This is a genomic window from Pseudomonas fulva, from assembly GCF_023517795.1.
GTDB lineage: Bacteria > Pseudomonadota > Gammaproteobacteria > Pseudomonadales > Pseudomonadaceae > Aquipseudomonas > Aquipseudomonas fulva_D.
Map to the genome: position 1 here is coordinate 3353592 of NZ_CP082928.1, position 13438 is coordinate 3367029.

Below are 13438 nucleotides of genomic sequence, written 5' to 3' on the forward strand. Positions count from 1 at the left end.
CGTTATTCCTCGAGATGGCGGGGGCGCCAGGTTTTCAGCAACAGGGCATTGCTCACCACGCTGACGCTCGACAGCGCCATGGCGGCGCCGGCGAAGATCGGGTCGAGCAGCCCGAACGCTGCCAGGGGAATGCCCACCAGGTTGTAGATGAACGCCCAGAACAGGTTCTGGCGGATCTTCGCGTAGGTACGCCGGGCGATATCCAGGGCCGCGGGCACCAGCCGCGGGTCGCCGCGCATCAGGGTGATACCGGCCGCCTGCATGGCCACGTCGGTGCCGCCGCCCATGGCGATGCCGACATCCGCTGCGGCCAGGGCGGGAGCATCGTTGATGCCGTCACCGACCATGGCCACCACGCCCTGTCCTTTCAGTTCGCTGACGATACGCGCCTTGTCCGCCGGCAACACCTGGGCATTTACCGAGTGGATGCCCAGTTGGCGGGCGACCGCCTGCGCGCTGCCCTGGTTGTCGCCACTGATGAGATGGCTGTCGATCTGCCGCGCTTCGAGGGCCGCGATCGCTTCACGGGCGCCGTCCTTCAGGGTGTCGCCGAAGGCGAACAACGCCAGCACCCGCGGCGTTTCGCCCTGTTCGATCAACCAGGACAGGGTACGGCCCTCGGCCTCCCGGTCGCGGGCCGCAGCGGCCAGCTCGGCGGGTTCGGCGGCGCCGCTCGCCTCCAGCAGACGACGATTGCCGAGCTGCAGCGCGCGCCCCTCCACCTGCCCGGCGATGCCGCGGCCGGCCAGGGCCTGACTGGCGCCGAGCGAGGCCAGCGCCAGCCCGGCCTCCTGGCAGCCCAGCAGCACCGCCCTGGCCAGGGGGTGCTCGCTGCCTTGCTGCAGCGTACCGGCCAGACGCAGCGCTTCGCGATCATCGATTTCGACGCTATGCAGCTGGGCGATGCGCGGTGTGCCGGAGGTCAGGGTGCCGGTCTTGTCGAAGGCCACCATGCGCACGTCATGGGCGACTTCCAGGGCTTCGGCATCCTTGATCAGGATGCCGTGCCGGGCGGCCACGCCGGTACCGGCCATGATCGCCGTGGGCGTGGCCAGACCCAGGGCACAGGGGCAGGCGATCACCAGTACGGCCACGGCATTGAGCAGTGCCTGCTCGATACCGGCACCCAGGGCCAGCCAGGTGATCAGGGTCAGCAGGGCGACCAGCAGCACCACCGGCACGAACACCTGGCTGACCCGATCCACCAGCTTCTGGATCGGCGCCTTGGCTGCCTGGGCGTCCTCGACCAGGCGGATGATGCGCGACAGTACGGTTTCCGCACCCAGGGCCGTGGTCTCGATCAGCAGGCGGCCTTCGCCGTTGATCGCCCCGGCCGTCACCCGGTCACCCGGTGCCTTGGCCTGGGGCAGGCTCTCGCCGCTGATCAGCGCCTCGTCGGCGTGACTGTTGCCTTCCAGCACCTTGCCATCGACCGCGAAGCGCTCGCCGGGCCTGACCACGATCTTGTCACCGATGCTCAGCGCGCTGATCGCCACCTGCCGTTCGACGCCCTCGTGCAAGCGCGTGGCTTGCTCGGGGCGCAGCGCCTGCAAGGCGCGAATCGCGCCGGTGGTCTGGCGCTTGGCGCGGCTCTCCAGGTACTTGCCGAGCAGGATCAGGGCGATGATCACCGCCGACGCCTCGAAGTACAGGTGCGGCGTGTGCCCGGCCGGGGTGATCGCCCATTGGTAGAGGCTCAGGCCATACCCGGCGCTGGTACCCAGGGCGACCAGCTGGTCCATATTGCCGGCGCCGCTGCGCAGCGCGCGCCAGGCCGCGCGGTAGAAGCGCGCACCGAGCGCGAACTGCACCGGGGTGGCCAGCAGGAACTGCGCCCAGGCTGGCAGCATCAGGTGCACGCCAAAGGGGGCCAGCAGCATCGGCAGCACCAGCGGGGCTGCCAGCAGCAAGGCCAGCGCCAGGCGCCAGCGCTCGGCGTGCAGCGGGCGCTCGTCCTTCACGGCAGTGACTGCCACGGGGCTGGCCAGGTAGCCCGCCGCCTCGACCGCCTCCAGCAGGGCCTGGGTATCGGTACCGGGCAGCACCTGCAGCCGGGCGCGTTCCGTCGCCAGGTTGACGCTGACCGAGAGCACCCCGGGCTGTCTGCCCAGGGCACGCTCGACGCGGCCCACGCAACTGGCGCAGGTCATGCCGGCGATGGCCAGGTCCAGGGTCTGCCCCGGCACTTCATAGCCGGCCTTCTCCACGGCGGCCACCAGCGCCGGCAGTTGCTCGGCAGGCGCCTGCACCCGGGCCCGCTCGCTGGCCAGGTTGACGTGGGCGTCGCTGACCTGCGCCACGCTGCGCAGGGCGCGCTCGACCCGGCCGGCGCAGCTGGCGCAGGTCATGCCGCTGATCGGCAGATCGAAAGTAGGCATGCTTTGCCTCCGTGATTCCAGTCAGATGCCCTCAGGATCAACCTTGCCACATGGGCAAGGTCAAGCCCCGGGTCGTTCGATCGGGATCACTGGCTGGAGGGCGCAGGAGTCAGGTAGGGCCCGGAAGGGCTCAGGCCGATGCGGTAGCGGCGGATCTCGCCGGCAGTCAGGCTCAAGCGCTGGCTGTCGAGTGGCGTGATACCGGCCTGGCAGCTTTCGGTGCCGATCATGCCCAGGCGAACCGATACCTCGCCGGGCGGCAGGTTGAACGATACCGACTGCCCCTGGAACAGGCGGGCGGCGAGCTGGTCCTGCAGGTACACGCCGAACTCGCACGGCGAGGCCACCTCCAGGCGTTCACGGGAAATGATCAGCACGGCATAGCCATCGCCCATGGTGGTGTGCGACGGCAGCACCTGGGCAAGCGCCGGCAGGGGTAGGGCGAGAAACAGTGAGAACAGCAGGCGCATCATGGTCAGACCATAGGAAGGTTGAGTGATCTGAGCTTGGCTGAGGTTGGCGGGTTCAACAAGCACTCTGTTGACCTTGCCCCGCTGGCAAGCTCGATACTCACCCACACCCCAATCGATGCCCATGGGCAGAGGAGATGACGATGCAGGTATTCAAGGTGGACGGCATGACGTGTGCACATTGCGAACGGGCGATCACCGGCGCCGTACAGGCGATCGATGCCGCGGCGCAGGTGCAGGTCGATCTAGCGGCCGGTGAGGTGAGGGTGCAGACCACCCACCCGGTGGATCAGGTGCTCGAAGCGATCATCAACGAGGGTTACAAGGCCGAGGCCGTGCCGGCGGCTAAGACCAGTCACTGATCAGGCCGCGAAACAGCCCGTCGATCATCACCGGCCCGTCGTGCTTGGGGTCGAACAGGCTGTTGTCGCGCAGCCAGTCGCTGAGCATGCCGACGATCAGCGCGTGCAGGGTACGGGCGGCAAGGCGCGGGGTCATGCCTGGTCGCAGGCGGTTGTGGGTGGCGGGCTGAGCGAATATCGTCTCGCACAGGGCGATGAACTGGTTGATGAACGCCTCGTGGCGTTCTTCGGCCTCGCGCAGTTCCTCGGTGAATTCGCAGCGGTGCAACAGGATGGTGAAGATCCGCCGCTTCTGCTCGTCCTCGGCGATCCCGGCGATGCCCTCCACGCACAGCGTGTGCAGTGATTGCAGGCCGTTTCCCTGGGCGTCTTCGAGCAGCCGGCTGGCCAGTTGCTCGGGTGGCAGGCGGACCTGGCTGAGCATGTCATGGAACAGATGGGCCTTGTTCTGGAAGTGCCAGTACACCGCGCCGCGGGTCACGCCGGCGTGCTTGGCGATATGTTCCAGGCTGGTATGGGCTACCCCTTTCTCCAGAAACAGAATTTCGGCAGATGCCAGGATGGAGGTGCGGGTCTGTTCCGCTTGTTCTTTGGTTCGGCGCATACGACATGGATCGATCGGTTCAGGAAGCTGCGAGTGTAATTATTTTTCCTAGCGGATGTTTGTTTTACAGACGAACTTGTATGTAATTGTCGGCGTCCACTTCTTTCAAGGCCTTACCCTCGCTCCTGCCCGAGGGGACACCTGTCGAGTACTCTGCCAATGCCGCTTCGCCTGCTACTGATCCTCGGCGCCCTCAGCGCCTTCGGCCCGCTGGCCATCGATTTCTACCTGCCCAGCTTTCCCGCGCTGGCGCTGGCGTTCGCTACCGATACCGAACATGTACAGCTTTCGCTGGCTTCCTATTTCGCCGGCTTGGCCATCGGGCAATTGGTCTACGGGCCCCTGGCCGACCGCTTCGGCCGGCGCATGCCGCTGCTGGTCGGGGTCTCGCTGTTTACCCTGGCGTCCCTGGCCTGCGCCGTGGCGCCAAGCCTGGAATGGCTGATCGCTGCCCGTTTCGTCCAGGCCCTGGGGGGCTGCGCCGGCATGGTGATTTCCCGCGCCGTGGTGCGCGACCTGTGCGACCCGATCAGTTCTGCCAAGGTGTTCTCGCAACTGATGCTGGTGATGGGCCTGGCGCCGATTCTCGCACCCGTAGGCGGTGGCTTGCTGCTGAACCTGTTCGGCTGGCCGTCGATCTTCGTCTGCCTGACGCTGTTCAGCGCCGCCTGCCTGTTCGCTCTCGCCCGGTGGCTGCCGGAAACCCTGAATCCGGCCATTCAGCCGCCGCCCTTGAGCGGCGCCCTAAGGGAGTACCGGCGCCTGTTCAGCGACCTGCCTTTCATCGGCCATGCCCTGACCGGCGGCCTGGCGATTGCCGGCATGTTCGCCTACATCGCCGGCTCGCCCTTCGTGTTCATCGAACTCTACGGTGTACCGGCCGAGCACTATGGCTGGCTGTTCGGCACCAATGCCGCCGGCTTCATTCTGGCCGCCCAGGTCAATGCCTGGCTGGTGTCGCGCCACGGACCCGCCTACTGGGCCAGGCGTATCGTCTGGTTCTACCTGGCCTGTGGAACCGGGCTGCTGGTGTTGGCTTGGCTAGGCCCACAGGCCCTGTGGCCGCTGATGCTGCCGTTGTTCGGCTGCATCGCCTCGTTGGGCATTCTGCTGCCCAACACCTCTGCGTGCGCAATGGCCGGCCAGGGTCGCCACGCCGGCAGCGCATCGGCGCTGATGGGCAGCCTGCAGTTCACCATCGCGGCGAGCGCCGCCTCCATGGTGGGGGTGCTGCATGATGGCAGCGCCGTGCCCATGGCGCTGGTCATCTTCAGTTGCGGCGTCCTGGCAGCGGGGGCCTCGCGCTTCACGCGCTGGGCGGAGCGGCGCGCCGGCCACCCGAGCGGCTGAGGCTCAGCTGGCCAGACGCTGCCCGGTGGGCAGCGGGTGCGGGGCTTGCATCCCGGCCTCGAGCGTCGCCACGAACCGACGTGCTTCTCCTTCGCTGCGAAAGCTGACCGGGTGCTTGCCCAGGCACACCTGTCAACAGGTGCCGCTAGGCCTTGCGACGCCCGGATGTGGATGTCCATCGACCTGTCCGCGCGTGGAGCGTGGAGACAGCCTAGCCATCACCCGTGTAACTGCCATGACGCCGCTCAATACGCGATCGAAGCCCCCAGTACTTTTCAGCGGGCAAAAAAAGACCCGGCAAAGTGCCGGGTCAATAACCGTGATTAGCCTGATGAGGAGATAACCTGAAGAGTCCGACCTAGGGCTCTTGAGCTTATCGACCGATCTCGCGATCAGCTGATGCAAATAATAGCAATTCTCATTACATAGTCAACCGTCCGTTGGAAATTATTTCTGCCGATCGTCGCCATAGCCATTTGCGGGCTGCTGAAACGCAGAACCCGGCACAGGGCCGGGTTCTCGGTTGACGCCACACGCGTCAACCCGGCTGGCGCAGGCCGGTGATTTCCTTGTTGAGCAGGTCGATGCGCCTGGCCATGCTCTCCACCAGGCTGTGGGCAATGCGCGGGTTGCTTTCCATCAGGCTGAGGAACTGGTCCTTGGGAATCACCATGACCGTACAGGCCTGGCTGGCCAGCACCGTGGCGCTGCGTTTCTCATGGGTGAACACGGCCATGGCGCCGAAGATTTCGTCCTTCTGCACGTCGCCGACCTTCACGCCATCGACGAACGCCTCGGCGTGGCCGTCGATGATGATGAACACGTGGTCGGCCTCGTCGCCCTGGTTGATCAGCGCATCGCCCTTGGCGAAATGCTTGAAACCGGTGGAAGGGCGGATCTCGGGCTGCTTGATTCGCGCCAGGGCATCGGACAGCAGTGCGGTGTGCCCCACCAGGTACTGAATGAACAGTTCCTGGCGCGGCTCGCTGGCGTAGATGTGCTTGAACACGTCGCTGCGCGAATAGGGGATCAGGGTCAGCGGCTCGTCGCTGGTGTAGCGGCAGCTCGGCAGGTCGATGCCCTGCCGCAGCCCGACCAGATCGCCTTCCTGCAGGTAGAACAGCGGGCGTTCGTCGACCAGTGCGTGCAGCAGGCCGTTGTCGATGATGAACAGCTGGTTGCTGGGCAGGTCGCCCGCCAGGTTTTCGCTGCGCTCGATCTGCAGCGGCTCACCGCAGGGGCCGAGCCCGTCGAGTAGTTTCCCGGGGATGCTCTGCAAGCGGCTGATCAGTTGGTCGGCGTAGGCCGGTTGTTCCCCGAGTAGATACATGGTGGTTCCTTGGGCTGCTCATGCTGGGTGCGCACGAAAATCCCTGAAACGATAATACTCGCCGCGCTCCAGGTAAATCGGTCTCGTCGGGGCTTGTGAACCAGCGCCTGTTCCAGGGCTCGTGCGGCCCATGGCACCGCCGTCGAGGCGGCGATCAAGCGGCTGCTCGCAGCCGGGCTCAGCCATCGTTGGCGGCGGCTTCCAGCTGCAGGTTCAGGCTCTCCTTGCGCGTCTGGGAGAGCTCGCTCCAGTGCACGTCGAGCAGCGCCCCTTCGATGGAATAGAGCAGTACCTTGGAGGCCCTGAAGCCGCGGGCCCGTACCGCCCGATAGGCCTCGACGGCACCGTGCCTGCGCAAATCGCTGGCACTGTGGATGCCCACCGCATGCAGCCACTGTGACGAGGTCTTGCCAAGGTTCTTGAGGGTCTGCAGTTCGTCGTTCACGCCATCTCCTCCTGCCGCCATCTGGGCAGCGCTCCCCTTGGCCATGGTCAGAACAGTGTAGTGCTGACTGGCGGTGCCGCCGGGGCGTCGCGTTACAGGCTGCTACAGGTGACTGGGGTGGGTGCGATAGCGCAGGCGGGTGCCGAAGTTCATCGACATGAGGATTTCGTCCGCGCTGAGCTCGACCGGGAAATAGGCGCCCGATATCTGCGCATGGGCGATGCTCGCGCCCTCGAGCTGGGCGCTGCGAAAGTCCACGCCGCGCAGGTCGGCGCCGCGAAAATAGGCGTCGGTGAAGTCGATGCCCTCGGCATCCAGGCTGCGCAGGTCGAGGCCGCGGAAGTCGCCGCCGCGCAGGTCGATGGGTTCGCCCTGGGGCCGCTGCTGGTTGAAGGCAGCGACGTCGTCATTGTGCAGCAGTCGGTAGAGCGGGGTGTCCAGCTGGCGCGGTTGGCTCATGGTGGCAGTCGTCCGGGGGAGGCTTACTGCCAGTATAGAAGAGCTTTGTCACGCCGCTGGCCGGCCGTCAGAGGCTGGGGAAGCGCTGGCGCACCGCGCTGACCAGTTCGGCCAGGCTGGCGGCGTCCGGGGTGTCCACGCGCTTGCAGTAGGGCAGTTCGGCCTCCTCCAGCGGATCCTGGCCGGCGCGCTGCGCCTCGATGACCGCCAGGGTCGCATCGGACGGGTCGCTGCCTTCCTGCCGGCGCTGTTGCAGCCAGCTGGCAAGGACCGAGTCCGGCGCGTGGCAGTCGATGATCAGGAAGGGCACGCCGGTTTCGTCGGCGATGCGTTGCGCCGCCTGGCGCTGCGGGCGTTTGAGGAAGGTGGCGTCGAGCACCACCGGATAGCCGGCGTGCAGGGCCAGATCGGCCAGGGCGTTCAAGCGCTGGTAAACGGTATCGCTGGCATCCTGGCTGTAGATGCCGGCATTCAGTTCGCTGGCGGTCTGCTCGCCCAGCAGGCGTTTGCGCTCGACGTCGGAACGGATGCGAATCGCTCCGAGGGCCTCCACCAGGCGCAGCGCGACCTGGCTCTTGCCAACCGCCGATACGCCGCGGGTGATCGCCAGCAGGGGGGAGGGGATGGCGCTGTAGCTTTCGGCCAGGCTGGCGTAGGCGCGGTACTGACGCAGGATCACCGCGCGCTGCACGGCATCCTGCTCCTGGCCGAGGCGGAACAGCGCGACCTTGGCGCGAACCAGGGCGCGGTGCGTCTTGTAGAGGTTGAACAGCTTGAGCGAGCCGTAGTCGCCGGTGTGTTCCAGCCAGCTGTTGAGTAGGCGGCGCGCCAGGCACTTGAGACCGCGGTCTTCCAGGTCCATGACCAGAAAGGCGGTATCCAGGGCGATATCGGTGAAGCGGAAGGGCTCGTTGAATTCGATGCAGTCGAACAGCGTGGCGCGACCGTCCAGCAAGGTCGCGTTGCCCAGGTGAATGTCGCCATGGCACTCGCGGATGAACCCATCACGGGCCCGTGCTTCCAGATCGGGCCACAGGCGCTCCAGGCTGGTTTCGGTCCAGGCTTGCAAGGCATCGAGCTGCTGCAGGTCGGCCTTGTCGCTGAGCATCGGGCGGATCTGCTCGAAGTTCTGCCGCAGCGGGGCGACGATGGCGGTGGCGTTGCACAGCGCATGGTCGGCCGCGACCACGGGGGTGTCGCGGTGGAAGTCGGCGATCTGCTTGGCCAGGGCGTCGATATGCCCTTCATTGAGTTCGCCGCGGGCCTGCACCTGGGCCAGCAACTGCTCCTGCGGGAACTGGCGCATCTTCAGGGCGTATTCGAACACCGCGGCGTCGCTGCCGATCTGCGGCGCCTCGGGGCTGCCGCCGATCGGCAACACCTCCAGATACAAATCCTCGGTCAGGCGCTGGTTGAGGCGCAGTTCCTCCTCGCAGAAATGCTTGCGCGCGGCCAGCGAGGTGAAGTCGAGAAAGCCGAAGTCCACCGGTTTCTTGATTTTGTACGCATAGGGACCGGTCAGCACGACCCAGGAAATATGGGTCTCGATGACCCTGAAACCGTCTACCGGGTGCGGATAAAGGGCCGGGTTCTGCAAGGCGGTAATCAGGGCTTGGCTCACGGACGATCCTTGGCATTCAGAAGTGGGAACAGGCGCGCATTATGGCCCCTCGCCGGCGCACTGCAAACCGCTGGTGGTCGCTGCCGGCGCTTCGCAAAGTGCGTATAATGCCGCGCCATGACTCGTACCCGATCTTCCCGCTCCCGTTCCAAACGCCGCCCCCGTGGCATGCGCCCCTTGCTGGGCTGGGCTGTAAAGCTTGGCTTGGTAGGCCTGGTGCTGTTCGCCGGTTTTGCGGTTTACCTCGATGCCATCGTCCAGGAGAAATTCTCCGGCAAGCGCTGGACCGTTCCGGCCAAGGTGTACGCCAGGCCGCTGGAGCTGTTCGTCGGCCAGAAGCTGGCCAAGGACGACCTGCTCAAGGAAATGGACGCCCTCGGCTATCGTCGCGAGAGCGTGGCCAACGGCCCCGGCGCCGTATCGGTTTCCGGCAACAACGTGTCCCTGCATTCGCGTGGCTTCCAGTTCTATGAAAGCGCCGAGCAGGCTCAGCAGGTCAACGTGCGCTTCTCCGGGGACTATGTCGCCTCGCTGACCAAGGCCGATGGCAAGGACCTGGCCGTGGCGCGGCTCGAGCCGATGCTGATCGGCGGGTTGTACCCCGCGCACCAGGAAGACCGCGTGCTGATCAAGCTCGATCAGGTGCCGGCCTACCTGGTGGAAACCCTGGTAGCGGTCGAGGATCGCGATTTCTTCGACCACTTCGGCGTCTCGCCCAAGGGCATCGCCCGCGCCATCTGGATCAACGCCTCGGCCGGCCAGTTGCGCCAGGGCGGCAGTACCCTGACCCAGCAGTTGGTGAAGAACTTCTACCTGACCAACGAGCGCAGCCTGACCCGCAAGATCACCGAAGCGATGATGGCGGTGCTGCTGGAGCTGCATTACGACAAGCGTGAAATCCTCGAGGCCTACCTCAACGAGGTGTTCCTCGGTCAGGACGGCCAGCGCGCGGTGCATGGCTTCGGTCTGGCCAGCCAGTACTTCTTCAGCCAGCCATTGTCCGAGCTCAAGCTCGATCAGGTGGCCCTGCTGGTCGGCATGGTCAAGGGCCCGACCTACTACAACCCGCGCCGCAATCCGGAGCGGGCACTGAATCGCCGCAACATGATTCTCGACCTGCTGGCCGAGCAGGGCGTGGTGTCGCCTGAGGAGGCCGCCGCCGCCAAGGCCCGCCCGCTGGGCGTGACCCAGCGCGGCAGCATGGCCAATGGCTCGTTCCCGGCCTTCCTGGATCTGGTCAAGCGCCAGTTGCGCCAGGACTACCGCGACGAGGACTTGACCGAAGAAGGCCTGCGCATCTTCACCAGCTTCGACCCGATCCTGCAGCTCAAGGCCGAAGAGGCGCTGGCGGAAACCTTCAAGCGCCAGGCTGGCCGCAAGGGCGCCGACGAGGTCGAGGCCGGCATGGTGGTGACCAACCCGGAAACCGGCGAGATCCAGGCCCTGATCGGCAGCCGTCAGCCACGCTTCGCCGGCTTCAACCGTGCGCTGGACGCCGTGCGCCCGATCGGCTCGCTGATCAAACCGGCCATCTACCTCACCGCGCTCGAGCGTCCCAGTCAGTACACCCTGACCACCCGGGTCCAGGACGAGCCCTTCTCGGTGAAGGGCCAGGACGGCCAGGTGTGGAAGCCGCAGAACTACGACCGCAAGGCCCATGGCAGTATTTACCTGTACCAGGGGCTGGCGCATTCCTACAACCTGTCCACCGCCAAGCTGGGCCTGGAACTGGGCGTGCCGAATGTGCTCAAAACCCTGGAGCGCCTGGGCGTGTCGCGCCAGTGGCCGGCCTATCCGTCGATGTTGCTGGGCGCCGGCGCACTGACCCCGATGGAGGTCACCGGCATGTACCAGACCATCGCCAGCGGCGGCTTCAACACCCCGCTGCGGGGTATCCGCAGCGTGCTGACCGCCGAGGGCGAGCCGCTCAAGCGTTATCCGTATCAGATTCAGCAGCGTTTCGACGCGGGCGCCATCTACCTGCTGCAGAACGCCATGCAGCGCACCATGCGTGAAGGCACCGGCCGTTCGGTCTACAACCAGCTGCCCGGTTCGCTGACCCTGGCAGGCAAGACCGGCACCAGTAACGATTCCCGTGACAGCTGGTTCGCCGGGTTCAGTCAGGATCTACTGACCGTGGTGTGGATGGGCCGTGACGATAACGGGCCGACGCCGTTCACCGGCGCGACCGGTGCGTTGCAGGCCTGGACGGGCTTCATGCGCCGCGCCGACCCGCTGCCCCTGGACATGCCGATGCCCGATAACGTGGTGATGGCCTGGGTAGATGCAGCGACCGGGCAAGGCTCGGCGCAGAATTGCCCGGGTGCCGTGCAGATGCCGTATATTCGCGGCAGCGAGCCGGCTCCGGGCGCAGGTTGTGGTATTCAGGCCCCCGTCGACTCGGTGATGGACTGGGTGAAAGGCTGGTTGGAATAAGAGAGGTTTGCCGTGAGCAAGTGGTTGATTCCCGTTTTGACCGCCTCGGTGGTTCTGGGTGGTTGTGCCAGCGTTCCGCGTGGTTCCATCCCGGTTGTGGATTCCGGTAGTTCGGCCTACGAGCAGGACGACCGTCCTGGCGGTGGTTACAACAATGCCCCTGCGCAAGCGCAGCAGCCGCAGGCCATGCCCGAGGATTCCGGCGTGGTGGTGATGGTGCCGGGTGGCGGTGCGCCGTCCGCACCGATCGACACCTACGCGGCGCCGGCAGGTGCACCTGCCAACAGCGGTGGCCTGACCTTCGACGAACCGCCGTTGAGCAGCGAGCCGCTGGGTTCGCCGAGCTACGGCAATTCGGCACCGTCGCAACCCTCGACGCCCAGCGGCATCCCGAGTGGCAACGCCGGCGGTGGCCTGGCGGCCGACGAGCAACTCGATGGCCCGGTACTGGCGCTGCTGACCAGTGCCCAGCAGCAACAGACCGGTGGTGATCTCAATGGCGCCGCTTCCAGCCTGGAGCGGGCCCAGCGTATCGCCCCCCGTGAACCGCAGGTGCTCTACCGCCTGGCTGAAGTGCGCCTGGCCCAGGGCGATGCCGCCCAGGCCGAGCAGTTCGCGCGCCGTGGCCTGAGCTACGCCAATGGTCGGCCGGCCCTGCAGGCCAGCCTGTGGGATCTGATCGCCAAGTCCCGTCAGCAGCAGGGCGACGCCGCCGGCGCAGCCCAGGCCCGCGAGCGGGCTCGGGTCAACCTGTGAGTGCCACCTCGGTGGCCCTGATCGCCGACCAGCTGCTGCTGGTCGAGCGGGCATTGCGGGTGCAGGGGCTGTGGGAAGCTTCGGCGCCGAGCCTGGAGGCGCTGTCCAGCGAGCAGCCGTTCTGTGTGGATACCCTGGATTTTTCCCAGTGGCTGCAGTGGATTTTCCTGCCGCGCATGAAGGCCATCATCGAGGCGGGCGCCGAGCTGCCGGCGGTATCCGGCATCCTGCCCATGGCCGAGCAGGTCTATGGCGCTGACAGTCATGAAGCCGCTGGGCTGCTCAAGGCGCTGGGCGATTTCGACCGGCTGATCACCGCGGGCCGCTAGAGCCCGCGTCCGCTGCCGCTACTGGCAGTTTTCTTTGATCGCCTGCTTGCTGTCGGCGATGCGCTTCTGGCGCTCCTCTTCACCGAGGCGACGCATCTCCCCACCTTCTTCCACACGTACCCGCGGGTTGTTCTCCAGCTGTGCCAGGTTGTTGCGCTGGGTCTCGCAGTATTTCCTGCGCTCGGCTTCCTGGGCGGCCACTTCCTTCTTCACCTTGGCATCGGCGGCGGCCTGCTCGGGGTCGGCGATGGCATCGAAAGTCGGTGCCGGCTTCGCTTCAGGGGTGGTTGAGGGGGGCGGCGCGGCCGACGGATTGACCGTGGTGGATTGCTGGCCCTGGGGCGGCTGCTCACCGAAATGGGTGACGCCCTGGGCATCGACCCATTTGTAGATCTGCCCGGCCATGGCGCTCGCACTCAGGGCGAGCAGCAGGCTGCTGGTGAGAATCATGCGGCGCATGGGATTTCCTTATGCAGGGGTGCATCGGCTGATTGAAGTGCTGGCAACCTGAGTTGCAATGCAGGCTGCCACTATAACCAATCGACGCGCGACGCAGGCGGGTCTGTTTCACATCGGCGCGACCCGGCGATCCGGCAGCATGGCGGCGGGTACGGCCTTGTTGCCGGATATTGCGTATTCCGTCACGCATCGCTTGACTTGCCGTCAGCGAATATCAACAATCGACTGCTCGCTGTAGTGGGGCCAGCCGCAAGCTGGCTTCAGCTCAGTAGACATGAGGCGCTACCCGCGCCGACCTTTCGTTACACCCGCAACGCGTTACCTCGCGCTGGGTGGGAACGCCCCGCAACAGATCTGGGGCAGTCCCAATACTTGCTCAGTTGTAGCTGACGTAGTCGGCGACCACAGTCGCTCATGCTCTGCTGGCAGTAAACCTACT

General features: G+C 65.9%; 13 protein-coding genes. 5 read left to right on the forward strand and 8 right to left on the reverse strand.

Annotation, left to right across the window (positions count from 1 at the left end; all coding sequences use genetic code 11):
* Nucleotides 1-2: 2 nt before the first annotated feature.
* A complete protein-coding gene (locus K8U54_RS15265; RefSeq protein WP_249906616.1) occupies nucleotides 3-2378 on the reverse strand; it encodes a heavy metal translocating P-type ATPase in 2376 nt (791 codons plus the stop codon).
* Between the two features lie 86 nt (nucleotides 2379-2464).
* Nucleotides 2465-2848, reverse strand: coding sequence for a hypothetical protein (locus K8U54_RS15270; RefSeq protein WP_249910453.1), 384 nt, complete (start codon nucleotides 2846-2848; stop codon nucleotides 2465-2467).
* A gap of 143 nt (nucleotides 2849-2991) precedes the next feature.
* On the opposite strand from K8U54_RS15270, the gene K8U54_RS15275 reads away from it, so the two are divergent.
* A complete protein-coding gene (locus tag K8U54_RS15275) occupies nucleotides 2992-3210 on the forward strand; it encodes a heavy-metal-associated domain-containing protein (RefSeq protein ID WP_249906617.1) in 219 nt (72 codons plus the stop codon).
* Here K8U54_RS15275 and K8U54_RS15280 read toward each other — a convergent pair.
* On the reverse strand, nucleotides 3194-3814 hold the full coding sequence (locus tag K8U54_RS15280; RefSeq protein ID WP_249906618.1) for a TetR family transcriptional regulator: 621 nt from the start codon (nucleotides 3812-3814) through the stop codon (nucleotides 3194-3196). The two genes, K8U54_RS15275 and K8U54_RS15280, sit on opposite strands and share 17 nt — an antisense overlap.
* Nucleotides 3815-3973: 159 nt before the next feature.
* On the opposite strand from K8U54_RS15280, the gene K8U54_RS15285 reads away from it, so the two are divergent.
* A complete protein-coding gene (locus K8U54_RS15285; RefSeq protein ID WP_249906619.1) occupies nucleotides 3974-5164 on the forward strand; it encodes a multidrug effflux MFS transporter in 1191 nt (396 codons plus the stop codon).
* Between the two features lie 538 nt (nucleotides 5165-5702).
* Here the strand turns inward: K8U54_RS15285 and K8U54_RS15290 are convergent.
* The 4 genes from K8U54_RS15290 to K8U54_RS15305 form a co-directional block, all read right to left on the reverse strand.
* Nucleotides 5703-6494: a Crp/Fnr family transcriptional regulator gene (locus K8U54_RS15290; RefSeq protein WP_249906620.1), complete on the reverse strand. Its 792-nt coding sequence runs from the start codon at nucleotides 6492-6494 to the stop codon at nucleotides 5703-5705.
* A 178-nt stretch (nucleotides 6495-6672) separates the two neighbouring features.
* A complete protein-coding gene (locus K8U54_RS15295) occupies nucleotides 6673-6939 on the reverse strand; it encodes a TfoX/Sxy family protein (RefSeq protein WP_249906621.1) in 267 nt (88 codons plus the stop codon).
* A 102-nt stretch (nucleotides 6940-7041) separates the two neighbouring features.
* A complete protein-coding gene (locus tag K8U54_RS15300) occupies nucleotides 7042-7398 on the reverse strand; it encodes a pentapeptide repeat-containing protein (RefSeq protein ID WP_249906622.1) in 357 nt (118 codons plus the stop codon).
* 67 nt (nucleotides 7399-7465) lie between these two features.
* Nucleotides 7466-9019 (reverse strand): AAA family ATPase, encoded by a 1554-nt coding sequence (locus tag K8U54_RS15305; RefSeq protein ID WP_249906623.1) that lies wholly within the window; start codon nucleotides 9017-9019, stop codon nucleotides 7466-7468.
* 117 nt (nucleotides 9020-9136) lie between these two features.
* Here K8U54_RS15305 and mrcB point away from each other — a divergent pair, with 117 nt between their 5' ends.
* The 3 genes from mrcB to K8U54_RS15320 are packed head-to-tail and all read left to right on the forward strand — an operon-like array spanning nucleotide 9137 to nucleotide 12540.
* Nucleotides 9137-11455, forward strand: a complete 2319-nt coding sequence (gene mrcB, locus K8U54_RS15310; protein WP_249906624.1) for a penicillin-binding protein 1B — start codon at nucleotides 9137-9139, stop codon at nucleotides 11453-11455.
* Nucleotides 11456-11467: 12 nt separating this feature from the next.
* Complete coding sequence (locus K8U54_RS15315) at nucleotides 11468-12211, forward strand: tetratricopeptide repeat protein (protein WP_249906625.1); 744 nt, start codon at nucleotides 11468-11470, stop codon at nucleotides 12209-12211.
* The gene (locus K8U54_RS15320) at nucleotides 12208-12540 is read left to right on the forward strand and encodes a YqcC family protein (RefSeq protein ID WP_249906626.1); all 333 of its coding nucleotides are present in this window, start codon (nucleotides 12208-12210) and stop codon (nucleotides 12538-12540) included. Before K8U54_RS15315 ends, K8U54_RS15320 begins: the two co-directional genes overlap by 4 nt.
* An 18-nt stretch (nucleotides 12541-12558) precedes the next feature.
* Here K8U54_RS15320 and K8U54_RS15325 read toward each other — a convergent pair whose 3' ends face one another.
* Nucleotides 12559-12999 (reverse strand): DUF4124 domain-containing protein, encoded by a 441-nt coding sequence (locus tag K8U54_RS15325; protein ID WP_249906627.1) that lies wholly within the window; start codon nucleotides 12997-12999, stop codon nucleotides 12559-12561.
* Between the last annotated feature and the right edge of the window lie 439 nt (nucleotides 13000-13438).

Excerpts from the sequence above, each read along its gene's own strand:
- K8U54_RS15325 (WP_249906627.1), bottom strand. The coding sequence starts at position 12,999 with ATGCGCCGCATGATTCTCACCAGCAGCCTGCTGCTCGCCCTGAGTGCG.
- K8U54_RS15275 (WP_249906617.1), top strand. The coding sequence starts at position 2,992 with ATGCAGGTATTCAAGGTGGACGGCATGACGTGTGCACATTGCGAACGG.
- mrcB (WP_249906624.1), top strand. The coding sequence starts at position 9,137 with ATGACTCGTACCCGATCTTCCCGCTCCCGTTCCAAACGCCGCCCCCGT.
- K8U54_RS15270 (WP_249910453.1), bottom strand. The coding sequence starts at position 2,848 with ATGCGCCTGCTGTTCTCACTGTTTCTCGCCCTACCCCTGCCGGCGCTT.
- K8U54_RS15285 (WP_249906619.1), top strand. The coding sequence starts at position 3,974 with ATGCCGCTTCGCCTGCTACTGATCCTCGGCGCCCTCAGCGCCTTCGGC.
- K8U54_RS15290 (WP_249906620.1), bottom strand. The coding sequence starts at position 6,494 with ATGTATCTACTCGGGGAACAACCGGCCTACGCCGACCAACTGATCAGC.
- K8U54_RS15280 (WP_249906618.1), bottom strand. The coding sequence starts at position 3,814 with ATGCGCCGAACCAAAGAACAAGCGGAACAGACCCGCACCTCCATCCTG.
- K8U54_RS15265 (WP_249906616.1), bottom strand. The coding sequence starts at position 2,378 with ATGCCTACTTTCGATCTGCCGATCAGCGGCATGACCTGCGCCAGCTGC.
- K8U54_RS15300 (WP_249906622.1), bottom strand. The coding sequence starts at position 7,398 with ATGAGCCAACCGCGCCAGCTGGACACCCCGCTCTACCGACTGCTGCAC.